Source organism: Devosia psychrophila (assembly GCF_000971275.1).
Classification (GTDB): domain Bacteria; phylum Pseudomonadota; class Alphaproteobacteria; order Rhizobiales; family Devosiaceae; genus Devosia; species Devosia psychrophila.
Genome location: NZ_LAPV01000143.1, coordinates 1 through 20,379 on the forward strand (window position 1 = coordinate 1; position 20,379 = coordinate 20,379).

Here is a 20,379-nt window from a genome sequence, read left to right on the forward strand (position 1 = left end):
GCTTTGATTGGCGTCTTTGCTCCGTGATGCCAGGCGCCGAAGCTCTTGCGACGAATAATCCTGCCTGATCCGAACCGAGACTGTCATGGGCGAATTTCCTTCGCCCCATGGAATCAGTAATTCCCTGAAGAAGGAATCCAAAACGAGTCACAAATAATCCCCGTTGGTATCAGGCGAGGGAATATCCGTCCTAGTCGGGAGGTGGGTGCTCGGTTCAGGACGCCTCAACCAATCACGCAGCCCAAAAAATACAAATGCGCCACAATCACTTGCAGCGCATCATGGGTTCGCGATGGGAACCGGAACTAATGGGTCCAGGGCGTCTTTCGATCGGCCCGGAAATTGTCAGTATAGCTCTGGCGCTTGGGTGTTGCGTCATGCGCAGGCTGCACCGAATAGGCGAGGCCACTCTTTTGCGCGTAGGCTTCCGCATCTTCCTGCGTCTCGAAGCTGAGGCGAACCTGCTGGCGCGTATCGCCGGAGGTCGTATAGCCCATCAGCGGATCGATAGCCTTGGATTCGGCCAACTCATGAACAAGCAACCACTGCTTTGATTTGCCTTGGCCCGATTGCATGGCAGTGCGGGCAGGGCGGTAGATTCGGGCGGTCATGCAAAGTCCTCAACACGATGCGCTAACGGCTAGATGTGATGGTCGGAGTACAAAGATTCGAACTTTGGACCCCCGGTTCCCAAAACCGGTGCTCTACCAGGCTGAGCTACACTCCGAGATCACCGCCGTCAGTTAGCCGGTTCGAATTGAAAGCGCAAGCGTAACTACATCAATGCACAAGCCATTGACGAAGAACCTTGCTGCGTCCAGAAAACACACCATGCCGAACCTTACCCAGCGCTGGCCTTTGGGCCTTAATCGCAAGAACTGGCCAGACTTTGCTGCGGCGCTCGCCGGAGTTTTGTTCGTACTGGTTTTTTTTGATGCCTATGTTTCTCAGACGCTGATGGCCTGGCCGGATGCCTGGAAGGCGCCTTTTGCGTTCGTCACCGATTTCGGCCTGTCCGAATGGGTGCTGATTCCATCGCTGATCGTGCTGATTCTCTCCGCCATCGTGGTTCGGCTGTTGCCGCAGGGGCTCTATCGCCGCGCCACGCATGAGGCGGCCCTTGTGGCAGGCTTCATCTTTGTCGGTGTTGGCCTGCCGGGCCTGGCGGTCAATCTTCTCAAGCGCCTGTTCGGGCGCGCGCGCCCAGAACTATTCATCGACACCGGCATGTTCCAGTTCCAGCAGGTCTTCAATGACTGGAGCTTTCAGAGCTTTCCGTCGGGCCATTCGACTACGGCGATCGGCACCGCCTTCGTCATGGGCTTCATGGCGCCCCGCTATTTCCGGCTGATTCTTCTGATTGCGATGATGACCGGCATTTCTCGCGTAGTCATCGGCATGCATTATCCAACCGATGTAGTGGCCGGTTTCGTCATCGGCGCGCTCGGCGCCTATGCCATCCGCAATGTCTTCGCCAGACGCCGCTGGCTGTTCGCCGATCTGCCAGATGGCACCGTCCGCTTCCGTGGGGCGCCAAACCTGCGCAAGGTCTGGCGCCGCCTGTTTCAGCGCGCTGCGGCGTAGCGCGCAATAGCAGCCGCAAGGTCTGCCTTGAGATCGTCCACGCCTTCCAGCCCGATATGCAGGCGGAACAAGTTACCCTCGGCAGTCCACGGCTTGGCGGTGCGGTTCTTGTCGAGCTTGACCGGCAGGCACAGGCTTTCGTAGCCGCCCCACGAATAGCCCATGCTGAATAGCTCCAGGTGATCAACAAAGGCGGCTACCGAGGCGCGTGGGGCAGGGCGCAGCAACACGGCGAACAGGCTGCCCGAGCCGCTGAAGTCCCGCTTCCACAGCGCATGGTCGGGATGGCTCGGCAGCGCCGGGTGCAACACCTGCACCACCTCGTCCTGCGCTTCCAGCCACATGGCGATCTCCAGCGCCCGTCCCTGGTGCTCCTTCATGCGGATGGCCAGCGTCCTCAGGCCGCGCGCCACGAGGAACGCATCATCGCCTGAGGTAAAGAAGCCGAGCTCGCGCCGTATGCGCTCAACCTCTTTCCAGCTTTGCTCGGTCGTAGAAATCGTCCCGGCAAAAGCGTCTGAGTGCCCGACGAACATTTTGGTGCCGGCGTGAACCACGATATCTGCCCCCAGCTCCAGCGGCCGCAGATAGAGTGGGCTGGCCCAGCTGTTATCGACCACTAGCTTGGCCCCACCGGCGTGAGTTACCTTGGCCAGCGCAGGCAGGTCCTGCACCTCAAAGGTCAGCGAGCCTGGGCTTTCGGCCAGAACAGCCTTGGTATTGGACCGCATCAAGTCGGCAAGCCCCGCGCCGATGCCCGGGTCGTAGTAGCGTGCGGTCACACCCATGCGCGCCAGGAAGCCGTCGCCAAACGCACGCGTCGGCTCATAGGCGCTGTCGGTGATCAGCACGTCGTCACCAGACGTCACGCAGCTCATTAGCGCGATGGTGATCGCCGCCAGCCCGGATGGCACGAGGCGGGTCCGGTACGCGCCTTCGAGTTCGGTGATAATCGCCTCTACACCTTCGGTGGTCGGATTGCCGGCTCGTCCGTACAAAAAGCGCTGCTGCTGCGCCTCGATATCCGCCAGTGTTTTGAACAGAACCGTCGAGCCGCGATACACCGGGGTGTTGACGAAACCGAATTGATCTTCCGGCACGCGGCCGTAATGGGTCAGCACCGTCTCCACGGACTTAATGCTGCTGCTGCCACTTTTTTTATCATTCATAATAGGCTCGATGCTCAAATTCAGGTCAATTGCACAAAGCTGTCTAAATAAGAGACAGGCATACTGTCCCAAGCCGCCATGAGCCCTTGACGCAACGGTCAATAGACGCTTGCATGCTTACCAGCATCACTCCGTTATTCAAAGGCGGGGGTGCCACCGGGGACGCTGGCGTAAGCCTGATGAGCTCTGGGGTCATAAGGTCAGGAAACAAAAGGCAATCTGAATGCAAAAAACACTTGTAACGATCGCAGTCGCGGCCTCGCTCGGCCTTGGCGCGACTGCTACCCATGCGGCAACTCTCGACGACGTAAAGGCGAAGGACTACGTCCAGTGCGGCGTCACCGGTGGTGTTCCAGGCTTCTCCGCTCCTGACGCGAACAACGTCTGGGCTGGCCTTGAAGTCGACTTCTGCCGCGCTGTGGCTTCTGCCGTCTTCAACGATGCCGAGAAGGTCCGCTACACGCCCCTGACCAGCCAGGAGCGCTTTGCTGCTCTGTCTGCCGGCGAAATCGACATCCTGTCGCGTACCACCACCTGGACCATGAGCCGCGATACCGATCTGGGTATCAGCTTCGTCGGCACCATGTACTACGACGGCCAGGGATTCATGGTTCGTAAGGCTGACGGCATTGCCTCGGCTCTCGACCTGTCCGGCGCCGCTATATGCATCGAATCGGGCACCACCACCGAGCTGAACGCCGCCGATTACTTCGCGGCCAACAATCTCGAATTCAACACCGTCGTGTTCGTCGATCAGGACGAAGTCGTGAAGGCCTACGAAGACGGCCGTTGCGACGTGTACACCACTGACGGTTCGGCGCTCGCTGCAGAACGTTCCAAGCTGGCTGTTCCCGATGACCATCTCATCTTGCCGGAAATCATCTCCAAGGAGCCGCTTGGCCCAGTGGTTCGTCAGGGCGACGACCAGTGGTTCAAGATCAACCGTTGGGTCTATTTCGCCCTGCTCGAAGCTGAAGAACTGGGCGTGACCCAGGCCAATGTCGATGAAATGCTCGGCTCGGACAACCCGGCCATCAAGCGCCTGCTCGGCGTTGAAGGCGACTTCGGTACGCCTCTCGGCCTGACCAAGGACTGGGCTTACCACATCATCAAGCTCGTGGGTAACTACGGCGAATCGTTCGAACGCAATGTCGGTGTAGCCACCCCCATTGGTCTTGAGCGCGGCCTCAACGCCCTGTGGACCGACGGCGGCCTGCAGTACGCTGCGCCGATCCGCTAAGGGTCGTCACAAGCCCGGCGCTCCTTCAAAGGGAGCGCCGGTTTTCGTTTGAACGAACGACCTCGACTTGTCGAACACCGCCGGCCCAGCCGGTGATGATGCGTGGTACCGGCAGCGTGGCGGAGCATATCCGTCGTTTGGCAGTCGCAGCGGCACTCGGTTCACAGCAAAGGAACGCATGCCCCATGGCAGTGCACGGCAATCTCAGCGGACCGGCGCCCCGGCCTTCGCTGCTCAATGACCCGGTTTTCCGCGGCATCATCTATCAGGTCCTGGTTGCTGTAGCAGTGTTCGGCTTTATTGCCTGGATCGTGCTCAATACCGCGCAAAATCTCGCGATGCAGAACAAGACCACGGGCTTCGACTTCCTGTTCCGCACCGCCGGTTTCGACATTAGCTTCACGCTGTTCCCCTGGAGCCGCACCTCGCTCTATTGGCAGGCCTTCGTGGCGGGATTGCTCAACACGCTGCTGGTGGCGGTCATCGGCATTTTCTTTGCCACCATCATCGGCTTTACCCTCGGCATTGCGCGGCTCTCGTCCAACTGGCTGATTTCGCGGGTTGCCACCGTCTACATCGAGACCATCCGAAACATCCCGCTGCTCTTGCAGCTGTTCTTTTGGTACTTCGCGGTGCTTAAAGCCATGCCCGCGGTGCGCGACTCGTTCCTGCTGCCGCTGGGCGTTTACATCAACCAGCGCGGTATCATGGTGCCGATGCCGCTGCCCGATCATGAATTCATCTGGGTCGCGGTCGCTTTCGTGGTTTGCCTTGCCGCAGCCATCGCCATCGGTATCTGGGCGACGCGGCAGCGCACGCTGACCGGTCATTATCCAAACTCCATCGTGCTGGCTGCTCGCTTCGCCAACGCCGTGGTCATGTTCGCCCTGGCATACTTGGCGGTTACCCTGCTTGGCCAGATTGTTCCGTCGCTTGGTACGCCCATCGTCGCTGCCGTAGGCGGGCTGGCCTTGGTGGCGGTGTCCTTAACGCCTTACCGGCCCTATGCGGGCGCCTTCGTGGCTTTTGCCATTGCCTTCGTCGTGGCAAGTGCCTTGCTGGCCTCGATGTTTAGCTCCATTCCGCTCGTGGTGCTGCAGGTCGTCGGCGCGCTGATCGGGGCTGCGGTCGGCTGGATCATGCTCGAGCGCATCGGCACGGCCCCGGTCGATGCCAGCAGGTTCCCCACCGCCTTGCCGATTCTCGTGGTCTTCGGCGTTCCGCTGGCGCTTTACTACCTGATCGGCGCCGAATTGGCCTTCGAGCCGCCGGTGCTGCAGCGTTTCAATTTCCAGGGCGGCTTCCAGCTGCCCCCCGAACTAGTCGCGCTGGTGTTTGGCCTGTCGATCTACACCGCTGCTTTCATCGCCGAAAACGTGCGTGGCGGCATTCGGGCCGTCAGCAAGGGCCAGACTGAGGCTGCGCAATCGCTAGGCCTCAAGGAAGGCGACCGGCTGCGCCTGGTCATCATTCCACAGGCCATGCGCGTCATCGTGCCGCCACTGACTAGCCAATATCTCAATCTCACCAAAAACTCGTCGCTCGGCGCCGCCATCGGCTATCCTGAACTGGTCAACGTGTTCACCGGCACGACCCTGAACCAGACCGGCAAGGCGATCGAGGTGATTGCCCTGACCATGGCGGTCTATCTCACCTTTTCGCTGCTAACCTCGGCGTTTATGAACTGGTATAACGGCCGCGTGGCCCTGGTGGAGCGCTAGAACCATGACCATGGACATCGGCTACGTTCGTACGGATTTCGTGCCTGCCAAACCGGCCCCCGGCCGGACTGGCGGCCCGATCCTCTGGGCACAGAAGAACCTGTTCTCGACCCCGACCAATGCGCTTTTCACCGTGTTCGGAATCCTGTTTCTGCTCTGGGCAGTGCCGCCACTATACAACTTCATTATCGGCCACGCGGTTATGCCGGGCGGCACGGTCGAAGAATGCCGTGCCGAAGGGGCTGGGGCCTGCTGGGCCTATATCTATGCCCGTTTCAACTTCTTCATCTACGGCTTCTACCCGATCGAGGAATACTGGCGCCCCAACATCGTTTTCGTGATGTTGGCCGCGCTGATCATTCCCCTGCTGATGCCGACAGCTCCGTTCAAGCGCACCAATGCGCTGCTGTTTTTCGTGGTGTTCCCGGTGGTCAGCTTCTACCTGCTGAGCGGCGGCGTGTTCGGCATGCGCTATGTGCCGACCGAACAGTGGGGCGGCCTGATGGTCACCCTGATCATCTCGCTGGTCGGCATCATCTGCTCGATCCCGCTCGGCATACTGCTCGCCCTTGGGCGCCAGTCCAAGCTGCCGATCATCAAGACGCTCTGCGTGCTGTTCATCGAGCTGTGGCGCGCCGTGCCGTTGATCACCGTGTTGTTCATGGCGTCGATCATGCTGCCGCTGTTCATGCCGGCTGGCACCACGGTCGACAAACTGCTGCGCGCGCTGGTTGGCGTTACGCTGTTCTCCTCGGCCTACCTGGCGGAAACGGTGCGCGGCGGTCTGCAGGCCCTGCCACGCGGGCAGTTCGAGGCCGGAGCATCGCTCGGCCTCGGCTACTGGAAACGCACATATTTCATCATCCTGCCGCAGGCGCTGAAACACGTGATCCCCGGCATCGTCAACAACTTCATCGCCCTGTTCAAGGATACCTCGCTGGTCTCCATCGTCGGCATCTTCGACCTGCTCAACACTGTGCAGTCGGCGAGTTCCGATATCGAATGGGCATCGCCCACCCAAGCCGTGACCGGCTACGTCTTTGCCGCTTCCATGTTCTGGATGTTCTGTTTCGCCATGTCCCGCTATTCGCTCTGGATGGAGCATCGGCTGGATACTGGGCACAAGAGGTAAGTCATGACCCACGTTTCTGAAACCAACGTCGAACGCACCGTCGACACCGCAGCGATGCAGGTCTCGACCACCGATGTGGCCATCGAGGTCATCGGCATGCACAAATGGTATTCCGATTTCCATGTGCTGCGCGACATCAACCTCAAGGTCATGCGCGGCGAGCGCATTGTCATCGCTGGTCCCTCTGGCTCCGGCAAATCGACGCTGATCCGCTGCATCAATCGCCTGGAAGAACACCAGGAGGGCCAGATCGTAGTCAACGGCACGGAGCTGACCGCCGACCTCAAACGCATCGACGAAGTGCGTCGCGAAGTCGGCATGGTGTTCCAGCACTTCAACTTGTTCCCACACCTGACCATCCTGCAGAACCTGACGCTGGCGCCGATCTGGGTGCGCGGCATTCCTAAAGCCGAAGCCGAGGCGACTGCCATGCACTATCTGGAACGCGTCAAGATCCCCGAACAGGCCCAAAAATTCCCGGGCCAGCTCTCCGGCGGCCAGCAGCAGCGTGTCGCCATCGCCCGCTCGCTCTGCATGCAGCCGCGCATCATGCTGTTCGATGAACCCACATCGGCACTCGACCCCGAAATGGTCAAGGAAGTGCTCGAGGTGATGATCAGCCTGGCCGAAGACGGAATGACCATGATCTGCGTTACCCACGAAATGGGTTTTGCCCGTCAGGTCGCCAACCGCGTCATCTTCATGGATCAGGGCCAGATCATAGAGCAGAACGATCCGGAGAACTTCTTCTCCAATCCCCAGCACGAGCGCACCAAGCTCTTCCTCAGCCAAATCCTGCACTAAGAGTACCGCAGCCTGCGGTGCTGTCTGTCGGCTTAATGGCTTTTCCACGGACATCTCATATCAATCGTCTCCCTCCCCATTGTGGGCTTCGAACGTGCCCGAAAGGCCAAATCGCTCCGGTGGAGCGATTTGAGTGAAGAAGGGACAAGGGTGGCGCTGTTCAGCTCGAATGCCCCTCGTAGCGAGCGCTTCACTCCAGAATGCCCGGCGAATTAGCCGGGAGCACGACGCGACGCGGCTTGACCCGACCTGCCGGACTGCCAATATGCTGGCGACAAAGGGAAGCCGTGGATTGACCAGAGTTTTCAAGCGATTGCTGACGCTGGCCGCAGGCTTTGCCTGCGCGCTGACGCTTGCTGCCGCTCCAGCCTATGCCCAGACACTGCAAACCGTGCGCGATCGCGGTTTCCTGATCTGCGGCGCCACCAATCCGCTGCCGGGGTTTGCCCAGCAGGACACCGAGGGCCGCTGGTCGGGCTTTGACGTCGATCTCTGCCGCGCCATCGCTGCGGCGGTTTTCGGCGATCCCAACAAGATCGAGTTCCGTCCGCTGCGCGGTGAATCGCGCTTTGCGCCGCTGCAGACCGGCATGGTCGACGTCCTGACCCGCAATGGTCCCTGGACCGAACAGCGCGACACGCTCTATGGCGTCAGCTTCGTCGGCACCTCGTTCTTTGATGGCCAGTCTTTCCTCGTGCCACAAAGCATAGGTGTGGTTTCGGCCTTCGAGCTCGACAATATCAGCATCTGCGTCGCCAATGCCGGCGAGGAGCTGGAGCGGATCGGGGAATTTTTCTTCGCCAACCAGGCGAGCTATACCGAGGTTCCCTATGAGGACGTGGCCGATTTATCGGTCGCCTATCAAGCCGGCCTTTGCCAGGTTGTCTCCGCCTCGGGCCGCCAGCTACAGGCCATCCGCCGCGCGCTGCCGGATCCATCGGCCCATCGGATTCTGCCCGAACGGATTTCCAAGGAAGTGCTCGGCCCCGTCGTGCGGCAGGGCGATCAGCAGTGGTTCAACATCGTTCGCTGGACACTGTTCACGCTGGTAAACGCCGAGGAACTGGGCGTTACAGCGCTCAATATCGACTCTTTGCTGGCCGCTCGCACCCCGGCCGTCCGGCGTTTGCTTGGCGTCGAGGGTGACTTCGGCACGCCGCTGGGGCTGACGCCGTCGTTCATGGCCGATATTATCCGGTCGGTCGGTAACTACGGCGAGCTGTATGATCGCCACTTCGGCCCACTGACCGGTGCCGCCCTGCTGCGCGGCCAGAACGGCCTCTGGTCCAACGGCGGCCTGCTCTACGCCGCCCCGGTCAGGTAGCGGAACCTACTCGGCAAAAAGCAGGCTTACACGCCTGTTTTGTTTGCCTTTTTTCTCAATCTTGCCGAGTGTCAGTTTCCTGATTTCGCTGGTGTTGCGAACGTGCGTACCTCCACACGGCTGGAGGTCCGCATCGCCGATCCGGATTAGCCTGACGCGCCCCTGGCCCATCGGCGGCTTGACGTTCATGGTTTTTATCATGCCCGGATTAGCTTCCATTTCCGCATCGGTGATCCACTCATGCGTCACCGCCAGATTGCGCCCGGCCATCTCGTTCAAAGCCTGTTCGAGGCTTGCAAGATTGTCCGGTACCTCCGGCATATCGAAGTCCAGCCGGCCCTTGTCCTCGCCAATGGACCCACCCGTCACTGGGTAGGCAAACACTACTGACAGCAGATGCAGCGCCGTGTGCATCCGCATCAGCCGATAGCGCCGCTCCCAGTCGATCGCCGCCACCACGGCTTCGCCGATCTCCGGGAATGCCTGGCCCTCGGTGGGCACGTGGACGATTTGCGTCTTGTCTCCATCGGGATGGATCGCGGTAGCGATGACGATCACTGAGCCGTCTGCCCGCGTGATGCTGCCGTTGTCGCCCGGCTGCCCGCCCGATGCCGCATAAAACACTGTCCGGTCCAGCACCACGCCGCCCTCTGGCGTTACGGCCACCACTATCGTCGCTGTCGATTGCAGATAGCTGTCGTCGCGAAACAGGAATTCGGTCATTGCTAAACTCAGAGTACAGGAGACAGAAGACGGGCGGCCTGGGTCGCAAAGCGCATCGGCAGCGAGCGAGATTTCACCTCTTCCATATCCACTTGCCGGCACAGCTTGAAGTCCTCCACCAGCATAGCCTCGACGCCGTTGATGGTCTGCTGGTCTGCAAACCACATGGTGATTTCGAAGTTGATGGCAAACGACCGATTGTCGAAATTGACACTCCCGATCGACGCGATCTGGTCGTCCATCAGCACGACCTTCTGGTGCAGAAAGCCGTCGGTAAAGCGATAAATCGAGACGCCGTGCTCCACCATGGCATCGGCATGGGCGATGCTGGCCAGCCAGACCATCCGATGGTCGGGCGTGTTGGGCAACATGATCCGCACGTCCACCCCGCGTAGATGGGCCGCGTACAAGGCAGTGCGAATGTCAGTGTCCGGTACGAAATACGGACTGACGATCCAAACCCGTTCTCGCGCCCGCCCGATGATGTCGGTAAAGGCGATGGCGCATTCTTCCAGCTTGTCGGCCGGTCCACTGCCCATCACCAGCACGGATTCATCGCCCGGCGTCGCCACACTTTCCGGCGGTATCGCCGGCAGGGTCTCGCCCGTTGCCCAGTTCCAGTCCTCCCGGAACAGCAGGGCACAGCCGAGAGCAGCCGGGCCTGAAACCCGCACATGCGTATCGCGCCAGCGCCCGAATTTAGGGTCTTCGCCGAGATATTCGACGCCGACATTGTGTCCGCCTACCCAGGCATGCTCGCCATCCACCACTACGATCTTGCGATGATTGCGATAGTTGATGCGGCCTGGCCCGTAGACGCGCAGAAACTTGTGTCGCTGGTTGAAACCGGCCACTTTGATGCCCGCCTTGCGCAACTGTGTGCGATAGCGCTTTGGCATGCCAGTGCTGCCAATGTCGTCATACAGCAGATAGACATCGACGCCGGCCTTGGCGCGCTCGATCAACCTTTTCGCCAGTTCCTCGCCCAGAGCGTCGTCGCGCACGATGTAAAACTGCACCAGCAAGTATTTCTGCGCCTTGGCGATGCCCTCGAAGATGGAATCGAAGGTCGCCTTGCCATCGACCAGAATTTCTACCGCATTGCCCTTGAGAAACGGCACTTCGGAGACCTTGGTCTGCACCGGCCACTTGTCACTGGTCTCGCGGTCTATCAGCGCCAGATCCTTGGCCCGCAATGGGCGCGCGGCGCGGCCATTGCGAATGCGGTCCGTGGCGTAATCGTCGAACGCCTTCCAGCCCAGCACCAGATACAAAAACGCAGTCGGGAACGGTAGCAAGGCCAGCGCCAGGATCCATGCGATGGATCCCTGCGAGGTGCGCGAATTCATCACCTCCCTCACCGCGCAGACAAAGGCCAGCAGGTAAATCGCCAGCGTAATCGCCGCCACGATGTGGAGGTCGGCGATAATCGCCTTCAGGATATCGTCAATGCCTATCAAGGTACCCCACCAGAGTCGTGAGGCGCCACTGTATCAGCCCGCCGATGTCGAACAATCCCGCCGCTGCTATGCTTCGGCCTCGATCACGCTTGATATGTCGATTGGCGTGCGGCCTTCCATCCAGTTCGGCACGGGCAAGCCCTTGGAGTGCAGGAATTCCGGATTGAAAATCTTGCTGGCATAGCGATTGCCGTAGTCGCAGAGGATAGTCACGATGGTCTTGCCCGCTCCGAGGTCGCGCGCCATGCGCACGGCGCCGGCAATGTTGATGGCGCTCGAACCGCCAAGGCAAAGACCTTCGTGTTCCAGTAGATCGAAAATGTAGGGAAGGGCCTCGGCATCCGAAATCTGGTACGGATGATCGACCGTCAGGCCTTCAAGATTGGCCGTGATGCGGCCCTGGCCGATGCCTTCGGTGATGGAATCGCCCGAGGACTTCAGCTCGCCATTGGCGTAATAATTGTAAAGCGCCGCGCCTTCAGGATCGGCGAGACCGATTTTGACGTCTGGATTGCGCGACCGCAAAGCCTCGGCCACGCCTGCTAGCGTGCCGCCGGAGCCGACGGCGCAGATGAAGCCATCGATGCGGCCATTGGTCTGGTGCCAGATTTCAGGGCCCGTGGTTTCGACATGGGCGCGTTTGTTCGACACGTTGTCGAACTGGTTGGCCCAGGCCGCGCCTTCGGGCAACTCCCGGTTGAGCTTTTCCGCCAACCGGCCCGAAATCTTGATGTAGTTGTTAGGATTCTTGTATGGCTTGGCTGGAACTTCGATCAACTCGGCGCCATAGAGACGCAGCGCGTCCTTCTTTTCCTGGCTCTGCGTCTCGGGAATGACGATCACCGACTTGAAGCCCAGCGAATTAGCCACCAGCGTCAGCCCGATGCCAGTATTGCCGGCCGTGCCCTCGACAATGGTGCCGCCGGGCTTCAGCGCGCCAGACTTCACCAGATCATGAATGATAAAGAAGGCCGCGCGATCCTTGACCGACTGCCCCGGGTTGAGAAACTCGGCCTTGCCCCAGATGTCGCATCCGGTCAGCTGGGACACGCGGTTCAGGCGGACCAGAGGCGTGTTGCCGATTGCGCTGATGAGATCTTGATGATTGGCCATGGCTCGATCTGTGAGTTTCTCTAAGGACTTATGTTAGGTCTCGGCGGTGTGGGCCACAAGCCTCAACCCACGCACGGGGCAAGCCTTTTCGCCTCGATGCTACCCGACGCAACGCCAATGCGGTCCGCGCGTTGCCACGAAATATCATTCCAGCCTCAAAGCCGCCCCGCAGCCTCCAGCGCGCGCACCCGGCTTTCTTTCAGATCGACGATCGGCGCCGGATAGGTTTCCCCGATCTGTACGCCAGCTTGTTCCAGCACATCCTTGGGCGCTGCACTCGGCTCATGGATCCACTTGTCCGGCACCTTCGCCAATTCGGGCACCCAGCGCCGCACGTAGTCGCCACCACTATCAAAGCGGTCGCCTTGCACCACCGGATTGAAGATGCGGAAGTACGGCGAAGCATCCAGCCCGCTGCCGGCCACCCATTGCCAGTTGCCCGGATTGCTGGCGACATCAGCATCGACGAGGCAGTCCCAGAACCACTGCTCGCCCTTGCGCCAGTCCACAAGCAGGTTCTTGGCCAGCAGCGAGGCCGTCAGCATGCGTACCCGGTTCTGCATATAGCCGGTCTCCCACAGCTCGCGCATGCCGGCATCGACGATGGGCAGGCCGGTCCGGCCCTGCTGCCACGCTGTGAGGTCACCCTCCGATTGTCGCCACTCTACGCCAGCATATTTGCTCTGCATGGGCACCGTGGCAATGTCGTCGCGATGATACAGCTGATGATAATTGAAGTCGCGCCACGCCAGTTCAGAGAGGAACTTGTCGACCGCCGCCTGTCTGGTGTGATCGGCATGGGCTACCGCCTGCGCCGCGTGCCAAACCTGTCGCGGGCTGATCTCGCCAAAGCGTAGATGCGGCGATAGACGTGACGTCACATCCTCGCGCGGAAAATCGCGCCCTTCGGCATAGTCGTCCAGCCGCCGATCGAGAAAATCCGCCACTTCCCGAGCAGCGGCAGCTTCGCCGACCTTCCAGTGCTGCCCGAGTTTGTCGGCCCACTTCGGCTCTCGGTAGTCGTCATCCGCATTGGAGCCCACAATCGGGTCGCCAGCGTCGGGCCGCTGCTGCGGCTGCGCGATCGGCATGTCCCGTAGCGTCTTCCAAAATGGTGTAAATACCGAATAAGGCTTGCCCTGTTTCGTCGTGATGTCCCACGGCTCGACCAGCACGTTGCCGGGGCACGAATGCGCCGCAAATCCATGCGACCGCAGGTCTTCCTTGATGGCCGTATCCGCCGCCCGCTCCGCTGGCGCATAGCGTCGGTTCCAAAACACTTCGTCTGCGTCCAGCTCCGTAGCCACTGCCGACACCACGCGCTCTGCGTCGTCAGAGCGCACCATCAACTCTATGCCGCGTTCCGCCAAGTCCTTGCCGAGCAGGCGGAGGCTGTGGTGCAGCCACCAGCGCGCGGCCGCACCGGGTGAGCGGACACCCTTGGTTGTTTCATGCACATAGAGGGCAATTACGGAGGCGCCGCCTAGATGAGCGGCGCGCAGTGCGGGATTGTCGGCCATTCGCAGGTCGTTGCGCAGCCAGACCAAGTTGGTTTTCGCCATATGCCGAAGTCTCCGGGATCGGTACGCCTGGAGACGGCAAATGGTTCAGATCATTCCAGAACTTCGGCGAGATGTTCCAGCGCCGCGCTCCAGGCTTCGATAGAGAAAATGCGCGATTCCGCGTCGGAATGCGCCAGTCCCCGCTCGGTAACCGTCACGCTGGTCTGCTCGTCGCCGAGTGCCTTGAAGCCTATTTCGAGCACGAAGATCAGTTCCTCGGCATCGTCGTCCTCGCCCTCCTTGTGCACCCAGCTCATCACCAGTTTTTCGTCTTCGACGAACTGCAGGATTTCACCACTTACCGTGTGGTCTTCCGGGTCTTCCTCATCGCCAAAGGTGGTGAACTTGTAGTCGCCGCCCTCGAAGGCTTCGAGTTCGGCCTCGTCGGCCTGCCACTGCTCGATCAGCGCCGGGTCGGTCCAGGCCGAAAACACGTCGCTGATATTGGCGTCGATGGTGCGGGTGAGGGTGATCTGGCTTTCGCCGTCGATATCCATGCCGTTGCTCATGCCCGATCCTTGCTGTGCAGTTCTGCCGTCCTCGGCAGGAAGATGGTGAGAAAACCCAATACCGGCAAAAAGGCTCCGATGGCAAACACCTGCGTCATGCCGATATTATCGGCCAGCGCCCCAAGCACCGCCGCGCCGATAGCGCCAATACCAAAGGCAAAGCCGAACACGAAGCCGGACACCAGGCCCACCTTGCCCGGCACCAGTTCCTGCGCATAGACCACAATGGCCGAGAAAGCCGATGACAATATGAGACCCACTATGATGCTCAGGGCCACTGCGCCGTTGAGGCCCGCATAAGGGATCATCAGCGCGAAGGGCAGGGCGCCCACGATCGATCCCCAGATGACTGCAAGCCGGCCAAACCGGTCTCCCAGCGGACCGCCGAAGAATGTGCCCACCGCGATGGCGCCGAGGAAAGCAAACAGCAGATACTGCGCCTGCTGCACCGGCAACCCGAACTTCTCGATCAGGTAGAAGGTGTAGTAGTTTTTGAACATGTCGATATAGACGTATTTGCTCAGTAGCAGCGCCCCGATCACCGCAAAGGCGACGATCAGCCTCTGGCGTGAAATGGTTGGCTTGGCCACCGCCACCTTGGGCTTGCTGGCCGCATCGCGCTGATGGGCTGCATACCAGCGCCCGACATAGGTCAAAAGCAGCACGCCCAGCACAGCGACCAGTCCAAACCACATGGTGCTTCCCTGGCCCAGCGGCAATACGATCAGTGCGGCGGCCAGCGGCCCAATAGCTGTCCCGGCGTTGCCACCGACCTGGAAGGTCGATTGCGCAAAGCCCAGCTTGCCGCCCGACGCCAGCCGCGACACGCGCGAAGCCTCGGGGTGGAATATTGCCGAGCCGGTGCCCATTACTGCAGCCGCCAGCACCAGCATCGAAAAACTGTTTGCCGTTGCCAGCAGCAGCACGCCACCGGCCACGATAGCGAGCGACACCGCCAGCATATAGGGCTTGGGCTTCACATCTCCATACAGCCCCAACACCGGCTGCAAGATGCAGGCGGTGATCTGTTGCGCCAGCGTCAGCAGGCCGATCTGGAAGTAATCCAGCTCGTAATTGGCCTTGAGCAGCGGATATAGCGCCGGCAGCAGGAACTGCAGCAAGTCGTTGATCAGGTGTGACGCGCTGACCGCGAAAATGATGTTGTAGGAGGTACGCAAGGCCGCGGGGGCCTTGCTTGCAACGGCATCCATGGGAGGGGAGTCCAAACGCGAAAAGACCCGGAACCCCTACCGCGCTAACTGAAGGCTGGCAATGGTCGGAGACTAGCGTGCCAACCCCAAAGGGCAGGCTCCCGCCGCCGAAGCGGCAAGACCAGAATATCTGGAAAAAACTAGGAAAATTGGCTCCGCGAGCTGGACTCGAACCAGCGACCATTCGATTAACAGTCGAATGCTCTACCAACTGAGCTATCGCGGAACACTGTTACTTTCTTGCGAAAGCGAGGTCCGTTTAGCGAACTTGATTTGCTTTGCCAAGCCCTTAATTGCCCGGCCTGTGAATAAGTGGTGACAGGCCTCGCGTCCGCGCCATCCGCCCCAGTACCACGAGATCGCCGACGGTATTCACATTGGCAAACGGGTTCGCAGGCGCCCGTGACGACCAGTCCACCGCGACAGCGCCCAGCTCGCGCTGCAACGCCTTCAGGCTATGCGGCGCCTGACCCTCCAACACCCGCTCCGGCAACGCCGCCAGCGCCTCGATCTGCCAGATCGAATTGGGCGGATAGAACTGTTCACCCCATGCCGCATAAGCCGCCGAAGCCTCGCCAAGCGCCGCTGCCAGCACCGCCACGAAGTCCTCTGGCAAAAACGGCGTGTCCACCGCCACCGATACCAGCAGCCCGGCGCCTATGCCCCGCTCGTGCAGAGCAGCGATCGCCGCCGCCAGCCCAGCCAGCGGCCCACCAACCGGCGCAGCCAGATCGGAGACCGCAATGGAATCACTTCGCGCCCTGCGCCCATCGTCCTGCGGACCCACGGCGATCATCACGGGCGCTTGCACCGCGCCGAGCGCCTGCGCCACCCGATCGACCAGCCGTATCCCCCCGACCAACAGGTCCGCCTTGCGCACCCCACCCAGCCGATCACCTTTGCCTCCGGCAATGATGACGGCATGCGGCAGACTCATTTGTCCACGACGTCCGGCGCCGGCTTGATGGCGAAGCGCAGCAGCAACAGCATGCTGATGCCGGCCACCAACCCCCAAAACGGCGCGCCGACGCCAATGATGGTGATTCCCGAGGCGGTGGTCACAAAGGTCAGTACCGCCGGCAGTCGCGTCTCCTCCGCAGCGAGAGCGCCCGACAACGCGGCGGCCAAACTCGACAGTAGTGCCAACCCGGCGACAGCCTGGATCAACAACGGCGGCGACGCGGCAATGAAAGCTGCCGCGAGGCTCGCCCCCGGCGCCAGCAACAAATACACCACGCCCGCCGAAACCGGCGCCGGCCAGCGTTTATCCTTATCAGGATGCGCCTCAGGCCCTGCGCAAATCGCCGCGGTAATCGCCGCCAGATTGCTGCTATGACCGCCAAAAAACGCCGTTACCGCACTGGCAACGCCGGTAATGACAAACAGCGGCGCCGGCTGCAGCACGAAACCATTGGCGCGCATCACCGCCAGCCCCGGCAGGTTCTGCGACGCCATGGTGACAATATACAGCGGCAGCCCGATGCGAATGATGCCGTCGAGGGTGAACACCGGCAGCACCGGCACAAACACCGGCCAGCTGCCATTCAGTGCTCCCGCTGGCAGATGCGTCGAACTCGCCAACATGATCCCCGTCACCACCACGGCAATCGGCACCGCATAGCGCCGCGCAAACCGCATGCCGATAATCCATGCCAGCAGAATTGGCAGCGCCAGTGCCGGCAGTTCCGCGACCGCAGTGATGGGCGCCAGGCACAAAGTCAGCAGCATGCCCGCGAGCATGGCATTGGCAATCGGGGCAGGGATCGCCGCGATCAGCCGCGCCAGTGGCTTGATCAGCCCGGTCAGCACGATCAGCCCTGCCGCCACCAGAAATGCCCCGGCAACCGCTGGAAATCCGCCAACTGGCTCGCCCACTGTCAGGATGAATGCCACTCCCGGCGTAGACCACGCAAAGCTAACCGGCACCTTCAGCCGGGAACTGACCGCGATATTGAGAATGCCGATGGAAATACACACCGACATCAGGCCGGAACCGGCCTGCTGCGGCGAAGCGCCCGCGGCCGTAAGTGCCGCCAGCACCAGCGTGAACGTGCTGGCATAGCCGACGATTGCTGCGAGTGCCCCAGCCATGGTCGGCTGCAAATATTCGCGCCGGCTGCTGCCGGACAGTGACATCTCGCTCAAGCGACTTCCCCATGATTACCGGAGCAACCTATGCAAGCCCGCCCGCCCGGTGAAGCCGAAAACGTCGTCTGTCTCTCCTCTCGGGAAGAAAGGCTTCTCGTATGGCGACGAGGTCAGAGTATGGCGGACTGCTGACGGGCAAGCTGGGGCAGGGGAGCCATTCCCTATTCCAGAACTGGAACCTCGCCGACCTGATAAAGGACCTCCGGTGTCCCATCCCTGCCGCCAGCAATTTGCGCGGTACGCTTCCAGGCGATAACGCCGGCATAGTCACTCCTGGCCAGAGATTGCGCTGCACCTATGGCTGCTTCTTCAGACGGCATCTGTTGGGGCCCAAACTCTCGCGTGAAACCTCCATTATCTTCGCGCACAAAGCCGGCCATAAAAAAATGACGTCGTCCGATCGAAGAACCATGTCTGGTCTTGGAGACCTCGTTTTTCCGCAATCCACTCCTGCAGCTGTTCGCCGGTGATGGGATGCACCGGCAGAAGCGCTGGGGGCCACTCCTCCGGAAACTTGGTTTGTGTTCTGACGATTGAATGGATCGGCTGCGCATTGGTCCAGCAGCCGCTGGATCGCCGCATATGCGTTTGCTGGGCGGGCGGAGTGAACTGTGACCGCCTCTCCTTCTTCGGGGCGGGGGACGTAGCGGTAAGCGTGGGACGAATGTGCTTCATCCATCTCCATGAGCACTTCGGCGACCTCGTGACTCGTTCGGAGGCCCTTGCTGACCGCCAGAAGGAGCAGGCCATTTAGCGATTGCCGGACGCTTTGCCGCTTGAGTTCTTTTTCTAAGACTTCTGCGCGTTCCAAGAATGCTTTGAGCGCCAACTCGGCCGCCATTGCAAAAAGATGATTTTGCGGCTCCCAAAGCGCGTTGGGCGAAGGAGAGTTCTTGTGGAGAACTCTTTGCCGCATCGAGGTAGCGGACAGCAACGGCTGTGATGACCTTGTGCGCATTAATTGCCACTGGCTTAGCTCCATCGCCGTTCAGCACGTCAGACGGCATCCCAAAAGCTGCTGCAGCTCTTGAGCGGTCGGAACGTCCGAACGGGGCCGGCAATGTGACGCTGGATTTAGAGTGCCGAGGCTGGAAAGTATCGATCAACCGGCGCCGGCCTTCTTCGGCCGAGCTGCTTATTTAGGCCTGTGTCTTGAAACGCGGAGCGTGAATCCGTCTAGGAGGCAAGCTGGAAGCGTCGAGAGGCCAAACCTGCTTCTAGCCGCTTTCGAAATCTCTCGAAAGCTGCCGGTTTCGAATGCCCTTATCTCCTTTGGCCATAAATACTGTCAGAGTGCGCCATTCAAAATATGTGCTCTATAAACAGAGCATAATTAACCGTTATGCTCTGTTTATAGAGCATTCGTTGACTTTGAGTGTTGCCCGCGCCGGAGGCCAGCGCGTCTTAAATTATGGGCGCTCCTATCTCGCTAGGCCGGATGCGATCTCCCTGTACGCGCCAGAGCTGCCTTTGCGCGCGGGCGCCTTGTCGGTTCCGGCCGGGCTGATCATGCCGAGCGCGATCCGCGATGGCGCCCCCAACGCGTGGGGGAGACGCGTGATTATCAATCGCATGCTGGGCCACGCGGGCAGGGAGGCAGACCCTGCGGAAATCGATGAACTGACTTATATGCTGCAGTCGGGGTCCGACCGCATCGGTGCGCTGGATTTTCAGCAGTCGACGACGATCTACGTGCCGCGCGACCAACAGGCTGCATCGCTCGCGGAGATGCAAGAAGCGGCGGAGCTCTTGCAGAAGGGGGTGAAACTGCCGAAATCCCTTGACGCTGCGCTGTTCCACGGCAGTTCGATCGGCGGCGCACGCCCCAAGGCGAACATCACGGATGGTCAAACTAAATACATCGCGAAGTTCTCGGCGCAGGCCGACGTCTATAGCGTGGTGAAAGCGGAATTCGTGGCGATGCGGCTCGCGTCGCATGCGGGTCTTAACGTCGCGCCGGTGCGGCTGACCCAGGCTGCTGGGAAGGACGTGCTTCTCATCGAGCGCTTTGACCGTCAGTGGATGGGAGAGGGTTGGACACGTCGCGGCATGGTCTCGGCCCTCACACTTCTTGCCCTCGATGAAATGATGGCGCGCTATGCCTCTTACCAGGACTTCGCAGAGATTATCCGGCTGCGCTTCCAGGAGCCTCGCGCGACCTTGCATGAGCTGTATGGTCGGCTGATGTTCAATATCCTGGTCGGCGACACGGACGATCACGCGCACAACCATGCCGCGTTTTGGGACGGTCACGCGCTCACCCTCATACCAGCCTATGATGTCTGCCTCCAAGGTCGCGCCGGTAACGAAGTAATGAATAGCCCCGCGTTCTGTAGACACCTTCGTGGTCAGGTCTTGTGCCGTCGATCGAACTCGACCGGCTCACCCATCACTGCGATATCGTCGAAACCGGCAACGACAGCTGGCGCTTCAAAAACCGCATCCAGCCCAAACATGCCCGCTGCTCCGGCACAGCGCCGCAACCCTGGCCAGCTATGCCGCGCCGGACCAGCTCAAACCGATCTAAGGGGTCCCTGTTGGGCTCTGACTCGCTCTCGATGATATTTGGTGGCGAGGTGGTGCTGTTTTCGAAGAGGAATCAGCAACATGGCGATGAATATGCGGACTTCGTCCTTGATTCCGGCTGGACTGGTCGTCGAGAGCATAACCGAGACAGAA

General features: G+C 60.6%; 16 protein-coding genes, 2 tRNA genes and 2 pseudogenes. 8 read left to right on the top strand and 12 right to left on the bottom strand.

What is annotated here, in order from left to right:
* Nucleotides 1-305: 305 nt before the first annotated feature.
* Nucleotides 306-611: an ETC complex I subunit gene (locus WH91_RS15830; protein WP_046171988.1), complete on the bottom strand. Its 306-nt coding sequence runs from the start codon at nt 609-611 to the stop codon at nt 306-308.
* A gap of 39 nt (nt 612-650) precedes the next feature.
* Nucleotides 651-727, bottom strand: a tRNA-Pro gene (locus WH91_RS15835).
* Nucleotides 728-831: 104 nt separating this feature from the next.
* On the opposite strand from WH91_RS15835, the gene WH91_RS15840 reads away from it, so the two are divergent.
* Nucleotides 832-1,584, top strand: coding sequence for a phosphatase PAP2 family protein (locus WH91_RS15840; protein ID WP_052952880.1), 753 nt, complete (start codon nt 832-834; stop codon nt 1,582-1,584).
* On the opposite strand, the gene metC is transcribed toward WH91_RS15840, so the two are convergent.
* Complete coding sequence (metC, locus tag WH91_RS15845; RefSeq protein ID WP_046171989.1) at nt 1,566-2,753, bottom strand: cystathionine beta-lyase; 1,188 nt, start codon at nt 2,751-2,753, stop codon at nt 1,566-1,568. The two genes, WH91_RS15840 and metC, sit on opposite strands and share 19 nt — an antisense overlap.
* A gap of 223 nt (nt 2,754-2,976) precedes the next feature.
* Between metC and WH91_RS15850 the strand changes: the two genes are divergently transcribed.
* The 5 genes from WH91_RS15850 (at nt 2,977) to WH91_RS15870 (ending at nt 8,974) form a co-directional block, all read left to right on the top strand.
* On the top strand, nt 2,977-3,993 hold the full coding sequence (locus WH91_RS15850) for an amino acid ABC transporter substrate-binding protein (protein WP_046171990.1): 1,017 nt from the start codon (nt 2,977-2,979) through the stop codon (nt 3,991-3,993).
* Nucleotides 3,994-4,178: 185 nt separating this feature from the next.
* Nucleotides 4,179-5,714 carry an amino acid ABC transporter permease gene (locus WH91_RS15855; RefSeq protein WP_046171991.1) on the top strand — a complete coding sequence of 512 codons (1,536 nt, stop codon included), beginning with the start codon at nt 4,179-4,181 and terminating at the stop codon, nt 5,712-5,714.
* Between the two features lie 4 nt (nt 5,715-5,718).
* Entirely contained in the window at nt 5,719-6,846 is a 1,128-nt protein-coding gene (locus WH91_RS15860) for an amino acid ABC transporter permease (protein WP_046171992.1), read from the top strand.
* 3 nt (nt 6,847-6,849) lie between these two features.
* The gene (locus WH91_RS15865) at nt 6,850-7,650 is read left to right on the top strand and encodes an amino acid ABC transporter ATP-binding protein (protein ID WP_046171993.1); all 801 of its coding nucleotides are present in this window, start codon (nt 6,850-6,852) and stop codon (nt 7,648-7,650) included.
* Between the two features lie 292 nt (nt 7,651-7,942).
* Nucleotides 7,943-8,974 carry an amino acid ABC transporter substrate-binding protein gene (locus WH91_RS15870; RefSeq protein WP_158409581.1) on the top strand — a complete coding sequence of 344 codons (1,032 nt, stop codon included), beginning with the start codon at nt 7,943-7,945 and terminating at the stop codon, nt 8,972-8,974.
* Between the two features lie 6 nt (nt 8,975-8,980).
* Here WH91_RS15870 and WH91_RS15875 read toward each other — a convergent pair whose 3' ends face one another.
* From WH91_RS15875 to WH91_RS15915, 9 genes are all read right to left on the bottom strand, one after another.
* On the bottom strand, nt 8,981-9,697 hold the full coding sequence (locus WH91_RS15875) for an alanyl-tRNA editing protein (RefSeq protein WP_046171995.1): 717 nt from the start codon (nt 9,695-9,697) through the stop codon (nt 8,981-8,983).
* 8 nt (nt 9,698-9,705) lie between these two features.
* Nucleotides 9,706-11,157: a cardiolipin synthase gene (gene cls / locus WH91_RS15880; protein WP_244542469.1), complete on the bottom strand. Its 1,452-nt coding sequence runs from the start codon at nt 11,155-11,157 to the stop codon at nt 9,706-9,708.
* 66 nt (nt 11,158-11,223) lie between these two features.
* On the bottom strand, nt 11,224-12,270 hold the full coding sequence (locus WH91_RS15885; RefSeq protein ID WP_046171996.1) for a cysteine synthase A: 1,047 nt from the start codon (nt 12,268-12,270) through the stop codon (nt 11,224-11,226).
* Nucleotides 12,271-12,425: 155 nt separating this feature from the next.
* Nucleotides 12,426-13,832, bottom strand: coding sequence for a cryptochrome/photolyase family protein (locus WH91_RS15890; RefSeq protein ID WP_046171997.1), 1,407 nt, complete (start codon nt 13,830-13,832; stop codon nt 12,426-12,428).
* 50 nt (nt 13,833-13,882) lie between these two features.
* Complete coding sequence (locus WH91_RS15895; RefSeq protein ID WP_046171998.1) at nt 13,883-14,341, bottom strand: SRPBCC family protein; 459 nt, start codon at nt 14,339-14,341, stop codon at nt 13,883-13,885.
* Nucleotides 14,338-15,552 carry an MFS transporter gene (locus tag WH91_RS15900; protein WP_046171999.1) on the bottom strand — a complete coding sequence of 405 codons (1,215 nt, stop codon included), beginning with the start codon at nt 15,550-15,552 and terminating at the stop codon, nt 14,338-14,340. Before WH91_RS15900 ends, WH91_RS15895 begins: the two co-directional genes overlap by 4 nt.
* Nucleotides 15,553-15,702: 150 nt before the next feature.
* A tRNA-Asn gene (locus WH91_RS15905) sits at nt 15,703-15,778 on the bottom strand.
* A gap of 63 nt (nt 15,779-15,841) precedes the next feature.
* Nucleotides 15,842-16,489: a molybdenum cofactor guanylyltransferase gene (gene mobA / locus WH91_RS22715; protein WP_052952882.1), complete on the bottom strand. Its 648-nt coding sequence runs from the start codon at nt 16,487-16,489 to the stop codon at nt 15,842-15,844.
* Nucleotides 16,486-17,688, bottom strand: coding sequence for a benzoate/H(+) symporter BenE family transporter (locus WH91_RS15915; RefSeq protein WP_046172000.1), 1,203 nt, complete (start codon nt 17,686-17,688; stop codon nt 16,486-16,488). The genes mobA and WH91_RS15915 overlap by 4 nt, the downstream gene beginning before the upstream one ends.
* A gap of 1,377 nt (nt 17,689-19,065) precedes the next feature.
* Between WH91_RS15915 and WH91_RS15930 the strand changes: the two are divergent.
* Nucleotides 19,066-20,010: pseudogene (locus WH91_RS15930) on the top strand (type II toxin-antitoxin system HipA family toxin); the annotation flags it as partial.
* Between the two features lie 62 nt (nt 20,011-20,072).
* Nucleotides 20,073-20,141, top strand: a pseudogene (locus WH91_RS25525) (ATP-binding protein); the annotation flags it as partial.
* Nucleotides 20,142-20,379 lie beyond the last annotated feature (238 nt).